The organism is uncultured Nisaea sp. (assembly GCF_963974195.1).
Taxonomy (GTDB): domain Bacteria; phylum Pseudomonadota; class Alphaproteobacteria; order Thalassobaculales; family Thalassobaculaceae; genus Nisaea.
In genome coordinates this window covers 23,251-32,445 of the sequence record NZ_CAXBDC010000051.1, presented here as the reverse complement: position 1 = coordinate 32,445, position 9,195 = coordinate 23,251, and the positions used below count along the sequence as shown (strand labels likewise).

Sequence of the window (9,195 nt, the reverse complement as noted above, 5' to 3'; positions counted from 1 at the left end):
AATGCCTTCGCGCTCATCTTGGCAACAGGCGACCCAAAGCGGCCTTTGTCCTTTCTCGGCACAGGAATGTTTGACCGGATTGCCTCCCGGAGACTATGCATCGACAGGTTAACAGGTACGGATGTCTTGTCTTGAAACAAGTGAGGCTGCAGCGACGGAGGGAAGAGGTTTCTCTGCGGGCCAGACCGGAGTTCTTCGGGATCGAAACCCTTTCCGCGCGCTACCTGAGGCAGACCTTCAAACCCCACGCCCATGACGAGTACCTTTTCGGTGTGATCGACGGCGGCGTGCATGCCGTATGGTGCCGTGGTGAAATGCACCAGGTGCCGCAAGGCTCTGTCGTTACGATGAGGCCCGGCGATATTCACTATGGCGGGGCGGGCGCCGACACCGGCTGGCAGCAGCGGATGATCTACATCCCGGAGAGCGGCATGCGGGCGGTCTTGGCCGACATCACCGGCCGCATGCCGACCGGCACACTGGATTTCGGCGCGGCCTTTCATGCGCGCCCGCATCTGGCGCGCCGCTTCGCTGCCCTGCACGAGGTCCTGCACAGCTCGGAGCAGACACTCTCGCGGGACGTGGCGCTGGATACGCTGCTGGGCGCGCTTTTGCGCGAACTCGGGGCTGATGTGTCGGAGCCCCGACTACAGCGCCGGGAACGTATCGCCGATGCGATCGATTACCTCGACAGCCACGTCGAGGAGGATGTCTCGCTGGACGATCTGTGCCGCGTCACCGGGCTGCGGCGCAGGCAGACCATCGACGCCTTCCGCCGCGCGACCGGCCTTCCGCCCCATGCCTGGCATCTGCAGAGAAAAATCCGGAACGTGAAGCGCCTGCTACATGAAGGCCTGTCGCCGGCTGCGGCGGCCGCCCAGACCGGCTTCGCGGACCAGAGCCATATGGGGCGGCATTTCCGCGCCATCGTCGGCATTACCCCCGCCGCCTACCTTCGACGCTGACACCGCGTTTTCATTCTATAGTGCTCCCTCCCGGATCGGGTACCCCGCAGAGATATCGATACGGACAGCGGGGACTAAGATGGCGGCATCGGAGAGTTTCAAGGCGGGGCGGACAGCACTCTGGGCGGATATTGCCGTGCTCGGCGTGGCGTTGGTCTGGGGCGCGAGCTATCCCGTCGCCAAGGGGGCGCTGGCCTACATGCCGGTGCTGCTGCTGATCTTCTACCGCTTCGCCCTGACCGCGCTTGTCATGACGGCCGTTGCACACCGCGATCTCCGGGCGATCCGACGGGACGACCTTCTTGCCGGGGCGCTCCTCGGAAGCATCCTGTTCGCGATCTTCCTTGCCGAGACCTGGGGCGTGTCCATGACCTCGGCGACGAACACCGCGCTCATCATCTCGCTTTGCACGATCTTCACGCCTTTCCTCGAATTCGGGCTGCAGCGACGGTCGCCGCCGGCCGGGGTGATCGCCGGAGCGGTCGTGGCGGTTGCCGGCGTCATGGTTCTCTCGGGAGGCATGGGGACATTGGGGACAGGAGACCTGCTTGTCCTCTGCGCCGCGGGCCTGCGCGCGGTTATGGTGGTCTCGACCAAGCGGCTGATGCATGGCCGCAGTCTCTCGTCAGCGGCGCTGACCGCTATACAGGCCGCCACTGTCGCGGGCCTGACGATGGCGGTGATTCTGGGGCAATCGGGACCGGCCGGGTTGCTGGTCGAGGCAGATATCGGCGGTTGGGCCGCGGTGGCGTTCTTGGCGCTTTTCTGCACTGTCGGGGCCTTCTATGTGCAGAACGCGGCGGTGCGGCGCACCAGCCCCACGCGCGTCAGTTTCCTGATGGGAACGGAGCCGCTTTTCGGATTTGCGCTCGCCTGGGCGCTATTGTCCGAACCGGCGACCCCGACCGCGCTGATCGGTGCGGGCCTTATCGTTGGGGGTACATTTCTCGGCCTTGCCGTTGAGCGCCACCGCTGAGCACGAAGCTTGTCCTTGCCGCACTTCTGTCTGCTTCCCACCCTTAAGAGCCGGACAACCTATTCGTCCTGCCAAAGGCGGTCGTTCATCAATCAGGCTTCATCGTACCGTCTTGAAGGATGCTCTTTAACCCAGTCGGGTAGAGTTCCAGACCGCCACAATCCAGCGTGTTCACGTCGAACCAGGATGCGCGACAGGGCGCTCCATTATCTTCCAGATATTCTATCGGTCCGTCATCAGAATAGGCGTCATCCGGGAAGGCAATGTTGGACACAAAGGCAACCTCATGCCCGACGACACCGTGATGAGTATAGATATTTTCCAAGATCACCGGGGTTCCAACGATTTGAACCGATACCCCGAGTTCTTCGTGAAATTCCCGCACCAGCGCATCCCGCCAGCTTTCGCCGAATTCCAGCCTCCCGCCAAGCGGTCGCACGCCTTTGATGCTGCCATCGTCATTCTGGATTTCGCTCGCCAGGAGGAGACCGTTCCGCCAGGCGAGGCCGAGCGCTTTGACTTCAATCCTCTGTGACGGTCGCCAAGTGTGCATTGGTTGAGCCTGATCATGAAATGTGGTGGGTAAAAGCACAGACAGAGTGATGCAGTTCAGGTGGTCTCGGCGATCTTTTTCAAAATATCGGCCGCGCTTTCGTCCGCCGGGAAAAAGGCCTCGATGGCGAGCTCTGAGAGGGTGATGTCGATGGGGGTGCCGAAGACCGTTACCGTGCTGAACATGGAGAGCAGTCCCGCCGGTGTTTCAAGCTGCAGCGGGATAGCGACGCCGCCGTAATCGGTTTGCCGTGCGGGTGGGGTGGAGGCGTGTGCGGGGTAGCTTTCCAGCTCGTCCATCAGCGCAATCAGGGTCGCATCCGCGCTCGCCTCGATCTGCTGGCGCAGGCGATGCAGCAGGTGATGGCGCCATTCGGGCAGGTTGCTGATCCGCGGTGCCAGCCCGTCCGGGTGCAGGGCGATGCGCAGCACATTCACCGGCGGCTCCAGCAGGGCGGGTGCGACTGCCGCCAGAAGCGGGCCGATCATCCGGTTGGCGCTGACCAGAGTCCAGTGCCTGTCGACGGCCAGGGCGGGGAAGGGCTCATGCCCGGTCAGCACAAGCTCGACTGCCTTGCGGGCGGCGGCGAGGGACGGATCGTTCAGCGGTCTGGCCGGGAAATGCGGGGCGTATCCGGCGGCAAGCAACAGGATGTTCTGCTCGCGCGGCGGCACCGCGAGCCGGTCGGAAAGATGCAGGATCATCTCGCGGCTCGGTTTGGCCCGTCCGGTTTCGACAAAGCTCAGATGTTTGGAGGAAATATCGGCCTCCAGCGCGAGGTCGAGCTGGCTCATCCGGCGGCGCTGGCGCCAGCCGCGGAGCTGGGCACCGACGGGCATGATCTGCTGGTTCATGAGAAGAGCTTAAAAGCGGGCGGGCGGCGAAACAATTACCTCTCAGTTAATTGAGAAGCGGTTCCGGCTGGCCCACGGTCCGCCCGACGCGCCGGCAAGCTCTGCCGGAGCGGTCGGAAAAAGGAGCCTGATCATGAAAGCCTTGTCTTCTCCGAGAGCCTTGCGGGCGGTGCTGATCCTGGACGCCGTGGCGAGTGCTGTTACCACTCTCTTGTTGATTGAGGGCGCGGGCCTGCTGGCCGTGCCTTTCGGCCTGCCGGAGCCGTTTCTCCGTGCGGCGGGCCTCGTCCTGATACCGTTTGTTCTTTTCGTCGGCTGGGCGGCAACGCGTGAGGCGCCGCCCGTGCCCGTGGTCTGGGCGATTATTTCGGCCAACGCCCTCTGGGTTGTCGCCAGCGCGATCTTCCTGCTCGGGCCGTGGGTGCAGCCGACGGCGCTGGGCACCGGCTTTGTGATCGCGCAGGCGATTGCCGTCGGACTGTTCGCCGAGTTGCAGCTCATTGCCCTTTGGCGGCGGCGTGCTGGTGTTTTCAGCGAAGCCTGAAACGGTTTTCGGTGGCCGCGTGCTTATGCGAACGCGCGGCCACCGATTGCCTTGCGTGGTTTGGTTCTGTCTTCCGGCAGGGGGATGAAATCCTCCTCGTCGCCCGGCACGGTATCGAACCGTCCCTGACGCCATTCCTCCTTCGCCTGTTCGATCCGCTCCAGCCGGGAAGAGACGAAGTTCCACCAGATATAGCGCGGCCCTTCCATAGGCTCGCCGCCGAACAGCATGAAGCGGGCGGACTCCGTTGCCCGGACTTCCACGGGAACGCCGCTTCTCAATATCAGCAATGCCGCGTCGCCATGCTCGGTGCCGTCCACGGAAAGCGCACCGGACAGGATGTAGAGGGCGCGTTCCTCATGGCTGGCCTCGACCTGAAAGCGGCCGCCGCGTTCCAGGCTGACATCGGCATAGAGCGTTTCGGAAGCGGTCTTGAGCGGAGAACGCACGCCCTGCATCTCGCCCGCGATCAGCCGCAGGGAGAGCGGGCCATCGGTGATGACGGGAATATCGCCGGCGCCATGATGCAGGAAGGCCGGGGCGGTTTCCTCCTCTGCTTCCGGCAGGGCGACCCAGGTTTGCAGGCCGAACAGGCGCTGGCCGCTCTGCTTCAGGGCATCGGAAGTGCGTTCGGAATGCACGATGCCGGTGCCCGCCTTCATCCAGTTCACCGCGCCGGGGCGGATTGCCTGCTCGGTGCCGAGGCTGTCCCGGTGCAGGATTTCACCTTCCAGCAGATAGGTGACGGTGGCCAGATTGACATGCGGATGCGGTCGCACGTCGATGCCCTGATTGGTCAGGAATTCCGCGGGTCCCATCTGGTCGAAAAAGATGAAGGGGCCGACCATCTGGCGCTTTCTGCTCGGCAAGGCACGGCGCACTGTCATTTCGCCGAGATCGACGGCGCGCGGGACAATCACGGTCTCGACGGCATCGACCGAGGCGCTGTCGCCAAGGGTGGGGTCGGGGCAGGGGCTCCAGCTCATCTGACGTATCCTTGTTGCCGTTTGGAGATAACAGAGATTGTAGCGCTCAGGCTGTCGGACGAGGGGGGATTAGAAAACAATCCGTTTCTGTTTCTGCCCGTGTTGCAGGCTCCGGCTCCGGTATGTTCACCGGAAAGAGAATGGCGATGGTTGAAGGATGGTGCCGCTGGAGGCGGTGACATCGCACAGCGATGGTGAAGCGGATGACGAGATCTGAAGTCAGGCGCATATGCGGCAATCAATGCACTTGCATCCTGTGGTGTGCTGGGTAATCGTCGCGCGCTGATTGGGGGAATGACGCAATCGTGTTGATGCGGGCAGGTAAAAACGGGTTGGGACTGGTCGTCAGGGCATTATGCGCCCTGTCGCTGGCGCTTGCCGTTCTGGCTCATCAGCCAGTACTGCCCGGAGCGTCCGGGCTTCCACATGCCGCGACACCCGATCTGACCACCTACGCTCTGCCCGATGGGACTCTTCCGGCGCTTTGCCTCGCTATTGATGACGATGGTGATGGCAAGCATGGCGATACCGGCCGGGGCGTTTGCGAGTTCTGCCGGATCGCGGCGACAATGCTGCCTGCTCCGGATCTCACGCTGGTCGAGTGCCGGCGCGAGAGTGCCGCGGCCCTGCATGTCCGTGCCCCTGAAACGCGCACGATGCAGGCTTTCCCGCCGACGGCACCGCCCAGAGGGCCACCGGCTTTCGCCGCCTGACGCCCCATCCGCGCGCCTGCCGCGCCGGGCATCAACAGCATTATTCCATCTGACTTCGGTATTCGATTTGGCGACGCACGCGGGCACGGTCCGGGTTTCCGCCATTGGAGAGATCATGAAAACACCGTCATCCGGCGGGGGCACCCCTGCTGCATCCGGAACGGCTTCCGGACATTATTACGCGGCGGCATGGCGCTGGCATTTCTATGCCGGTTCTATGTCGCTCCCTTCCTCATCATGCTGGCGATCACCGGCCTTTGCATGATGTACATCGCCTGTTTCGATGGCCGGGACGGAGAGTATATTGCCGTCACGCCGTCCGGCCCCGTGCTGACAATTGCCGAACAATCCGCATCCGCACTCGGGGCAGTCGCGGACGGCCGGCTTGTCGAGTGGATCGGCCCGTCCGGCGACGACCGGGCATCGGTCTTCAGGGTGGCCTCCGGGGACGCGCAGTCCATGGTCGCCGTCGATCCCTATTCCGGCGCGGTGCTCGATGTTTGGTCGCGCCGGGATGGTTGGTACGATTTCCTGACGGACATTCATGGCAGCCTGCTGTTGGGAGACACGGGGGACCGGCTGATCGAGATTGCGGCAGGACTCGGCTTTGTTCTAATCGTGACCGGGCTTTACCTCTGGTGGCCGCGCACGGGAACCGGTGCGGGCCGCACTCTGCTGCCCGATCTGTCCGCGCGGGGGCGTCTGTTGTGGAAATCTCTGCACCGGAGTATCGGGTTCTATGTCGCGCTGATCCTCTGCCTGTTCCTGCTGACCGGGCTTTCCTGGACCGGTATCTGGGGCGGCAAGTTCGTGCAGGCCTGGAGCACCTTCCCGGCCGAGAAATGGAACAACGTGCCCCTGTCGGACGCAACGCACGCGTCGATGAATCATGGCGCGACGAAGGATGTGCCCTGGGCGCTTGAGCAGACGCCGATGCCTGCTTCCGGCTCCGATGCGGGGCTGCGGGGGCTTCCTGACGGGATGCCTGTCACGGTCGACAGCATTGCCGCTTTCGGCCGCGCGCTCGGATATGAGGGCCGGTTCCGGGTGCTCTATCCATCTTCCGACACCGGCGTCTGGACGCTGTCACAGGATTCCATGAGCAATGATTCCCCGGATCCGACATCGGACCGTACAGTGCATGTGGATCGCTACACCGGAAAGATGCTCGCCGATGTCCGCTTTGCGGATTATTCGCTGGCAGGCAAGGGCATGGCCGTGGGGATCGCCTTCCATGAAGGCGACATGGGCCTCTGGAACCTTGTGCTGAACACACTGTTCTGCCTGTCGGTCATCTTCCTGTCGGTGAGCGGACTGGTGATGTGGTGGATGCGGCGTCCAGCGGGTGCCGGTCGCCTGGTCGCGCCGCCGGTCCCGGCGAACTTGCCGCACTGGAAAGGAGCCATGGCCGTGATGCTGGGCGTCTCCATGGCCTTCCCGTTGGCCGGGCTGACGCTGCTGGCGGTTCTGGCCTTCGATACGCTGATCCTGCGGCATATCCGGCCTTTTGCCCGGGCGCTGTCCTGACGCTTTTAGACCGGGGCCGGTGATCCGGCCCCGGTTTGCGGGAGGCTGATCCGCGCGCACAATTGGGGTTTTCGGTTGGAAATGGCCCGTTCCGTGCGATATGAAGCCCGGAATGCAACAACCGGACGTGGATTCCTTGCCGCAGCTTCATCGCATATCCGTCGCCCCGATGATGGACTGGACCGACCGGCATGACCGCTATTTCCTGCGGCAGATCAGCCGGCATGTCGTCCTCTATACCGAGATGGTGACGACCGGCGCCCTGCTGCATGGCGATGCCAAACGCTTCCTGCGCTATGACGCGTCCGAGCACCCGCTGGTGCTGCAGCTTGGCGGCAGCGAGCCGGACGCGATGGCTGAATGTGCCCGCATGGCCGAGGGTTGGGGCTATGCGGAAGTGAACATCAATGTCGGCTGCCCGAGCGACCGGGTGCAGTCCGGCAGCTTCGGCGCCTGCCTGATGCGGGAGCCGGATCTGGTGGCCCGTTGCGTCGCGGCGATGAGCGAAGCCGTGTCCATCCCCGTGACCGTGAAATCCCGCATCGGCGTCGACGATCAGGAGCCGGAGGCGGTGCTGCCGGATTTCATTCGTCAGGTCACGGATGCCGGATGCCGGCATGTCATCGTGCATGCCCGCAAGGCCTGGCTGCAGGGGCTCAGCCCGAAGGAAAACCGGGACGTGCCGCCGCTGGACTATCCGCTGGTTCATGCCATGAAACAGCAGTTCGGCGCGCTTCAGATCTCGATCAATGGCGGTATTGCCACGCTCGACGAAGCGGAAGCGCAGCTCGCGCATGTGGACGGCGTGATGATCGGCCGCGCGGCCTATCAGACGCCGTGGGTGCTGGCTGATGCCGATCGCCGGTTCTACGGTGCGGGTGAAAGCACGCTCACCCCGTGGGATGTGGCCGATGCGATGGTGGAGTATGCCGCGCGCCGCATGGCCGAGGGCGTGCCGCTGAAGAGCATCACACGGCATATGCTCGGGCTGTTCCAGGGCTGCGCCGGTGCCCGCGCCTGGCGCCGCCATCTGTCGGAAAATGCCTTTCGCGACGATGCTCGCCCGGAGTTGATCCGCGAGGCGGCCGAGCTGGTGTCGAGGCGGCAGGCGGCCTGAGTTCAGGTCCTGATTTAACTCAGGCCCCGATCTAACTCAGGCCCCGATCTAACTCAGGACAGCGCGATCAGTTCCGCCCGCAGGCCATCCGGATCGCCGCTTGGCAGCAGGGTGTCGATTTCATCATGGGTCGAGCGCCAGACGGGAAGGGCCGCGAGCAGCAGGTTGCGCCCGGCATCGGTCAGGGCAAGCAGACGCCCGCGTCGGTCCTTCGGGTCCACGCTGACTTCGACCAGTCCCCTGCGTTCCAGCGGTTTCAGATTTGCCGTCAGCGTGGTCCGGTCCATCGCCAGAAACGGGGCGACGTCTCCCATGCGTGGCGGCTCCGGACGGTTCAGGGACATCAGCAAGGAATATTGCCCGTTCGTCAGCCCGTAAGGCCGGAGCGCTTCGTCGAACCGGCGGGCAATGGCCCGCGCCGCCCGCTGGATATGCAGGCAAAGGCAGCGATCCCTTACCTCGCGGGTCACTTCAATGGGCAGATCGGCGCGCATACTCATTTTCCAATTATGTTGACATCAACATATAAATCAAGAACCATCCTCAACATTATACAGGCAGCTGCATGTGCGTGCTGCCTTCGGCTTTTTCGAGGGAGAGAACCGATGAGCTATGTGACCGGATTCGTTACGGCCGTGCCAATTGCCAACAAGCAAAAATATATCGATCACTGCAAGGCGGCCGCTGATGTTCTCAAGGAAGCCGGTGCGCTGAATGTTGTGGAGGCATGGGGCGAATATGTGCCGGATGGCGAGGTGACCTCGTTTCCGATGGCGGTGCAGAAGAAGGATGACGAGACGGTTGTCTTCGGCTGGATCGTCTGGCCTTCCAGGGAGGTTTGCGAGGCAGGGATGGAGAAGATGATGACGGATCCCCGGATGGACCCTGCGAATAACCCGATGCCGTTCGACGGCAAGCGGATGATCTTCGGCGGGTTCGCGAAAGTGTTCGAAGCATAGC

At 63.3% G+C, this 9,195-nt stretch carries 11 protein-coding genes; 7 read left to right on the top strand and 4 right to left on the bottom strand.

Annotation, left to right across the window (positions count from 1 at the left end):
- Positions 1-140 precede the first annotated feature (140 nt).
- Both AAC126_RS12710 and AAC126_RS12705 read left to right on the top strand, forming a co-directional pair.
- Positions 141-965 carry an AraC family transcriptional regulator gene (locus tag AAC126_RS12710; protein WP_339853886.1) on the top strand — a complete coding sequence of 275 codons (825 nt, stop codon included), beginning with the start codon at positions 141-143 and terminating at the stop codon, positions 963-965.
- Positions 966-1,044: 79 nt separating this feature from the next.
- Positions 1,045-1,941, top strand: coding sequence for a DMT family transporter (locus AAC126_RS12705; RefSeq protein ID WP_339853884.1), 897 nt, complete (start codon positions 1,045-1,047; stop codon positions 1,939-1,941).
- 88 nt (positions 1,942-2,029) lie between these two features.
- On the opposite strand, the gene AAC126_RS12700 is transcribed toward AAC126_RS12705, so the two are convergent.
- Positions 2,030-2,494 carry an NUDIX domain-containing protein gene (locus tag AAC126_RS12700; protein WP_339853882.1) on the bottom strand — a complete coding sequence of 155 codons (465 nt, stop codon included), beginning with the start codon at positions 2,492-2,494 and terminating at the stop codon, positions 2,030-2,032.
- Positions 2,495-2,550: 56 nt separating this feature from the next.
- Positions 2,551-3,348 (bottom strand): helix-turn-helix transcriptional regulator, encoded by a 798-nt coding sequence (locus tag AAC126_RS12695; RefSeq protein WP_339853880.1) that lies wholly within the window; start codon positions 3,346-3,348, stop codon positions 2,551-2,553.
- Positions 3,349-3,481: 133 nt separating this feature from the next.
- Between AAC126_RS12695 and AAC126_RS12690 the strand changes: the two genes are divergently transcribed.
- Complete coding sequence (locus AAC126_RS12690) at positions 3,482-3,892, top strand: hypothetical protein (RefSeq protein WP_339853877.1); 411 nt, start codon at positions 3,482-3,484, stop codon at positions 3,890-3,892.
- A gap of 23 nt (positions 3,893-3,915) precedes the next feature.
- Here AAC126_RS12690 and AAC126_RS12685 read toward each other — a convergent pair whose 3' ends face one another.
- Positions 3,916-4,878, bottom strand: coding sequence for a pirin family protein (locus AAC126_RS12685; RefSeq protein ID WP_339853875.1), 963 nt, complete (start codon positions 4,876-4,878; stop codon positions 3,916-3,918).
- 305 nt (positions 4,879-5,183) lie between these two features.
- On the opposite strand from AAC126_RS12685, the gene AAC126_RS12680 reads away from it, so the two are divergent.
- The 3 genes from AAC126_RS12680 to dusA all read left to right on the top strand — a co-directional run bounded on the left by AAC126_RS12680 (position 5,184) and on the right by dusA (position 8,235).
- Complete coding sequence (locus AAC126_RS12680) at positions 5,184-5,591, top strand: hypothetical protein (RefSeq protein WP_339853872.1); 408 nt, start codon at positions 5,184-5,186, stop codon at positions 5,589-5,591.
- 189 nt (positions 5,592-5,780) lie between these two features.
- Entirely contained in the window at positions 5,781-7,118 is a 1,338-nt protein-coding gene (locus AAC126_RS12675) for a PepSY domain-containing protein (protein WP_339853870.1), read from the top strand.
- 112 nt (positions 7,119-7,230) lie between these two features.
- Entirely contained in the window at positions 7,231-8,235 is a 1,005-nt protein-coding gene (gene dusA / locus AAC126_RS12670; RefSeq protein WP_339853869.1) for a tRNA dihydrouridine(20/20a) synthase DusA, read from the top strand.
- A gap of 53 nt (positions 8,236-8,288) precedes the next feature.
- Here dusA and AAC126_RS12665 read toward each other — a convergent pair whose 3' ends face one another.
- Positions 8,289-8,729 carry a MarR family transcriptional regulator gene (locus tag AAC126_RS12665; RefSeq protein ID WP_339853867.1) on the bottom strand — a complete coding sequence of 147 codons (441 nt, stop codon included), beginning with the start codon at positions 8,727-8,729 and terminating at the stop codon, positions 8,289-8,291.
- 111 nt (positions 8,730-8,840) lie between these two features.
- Here AAC126_RS12665 and AAC126_RS12660 point away from each other — a divergent pair, with 111 nt between their 5' ends.
- Entirely contained in the window at positions 8,841-9,194 is a 354-nt protein-coding gene (locus AAC126_RS12660; protein ID WP_339853866.1) for a DUF1428 domain-containing protein, read from the top strand.
- The last annotated feature ends 1 nt before the right edge of the window (position 9,195 follow it).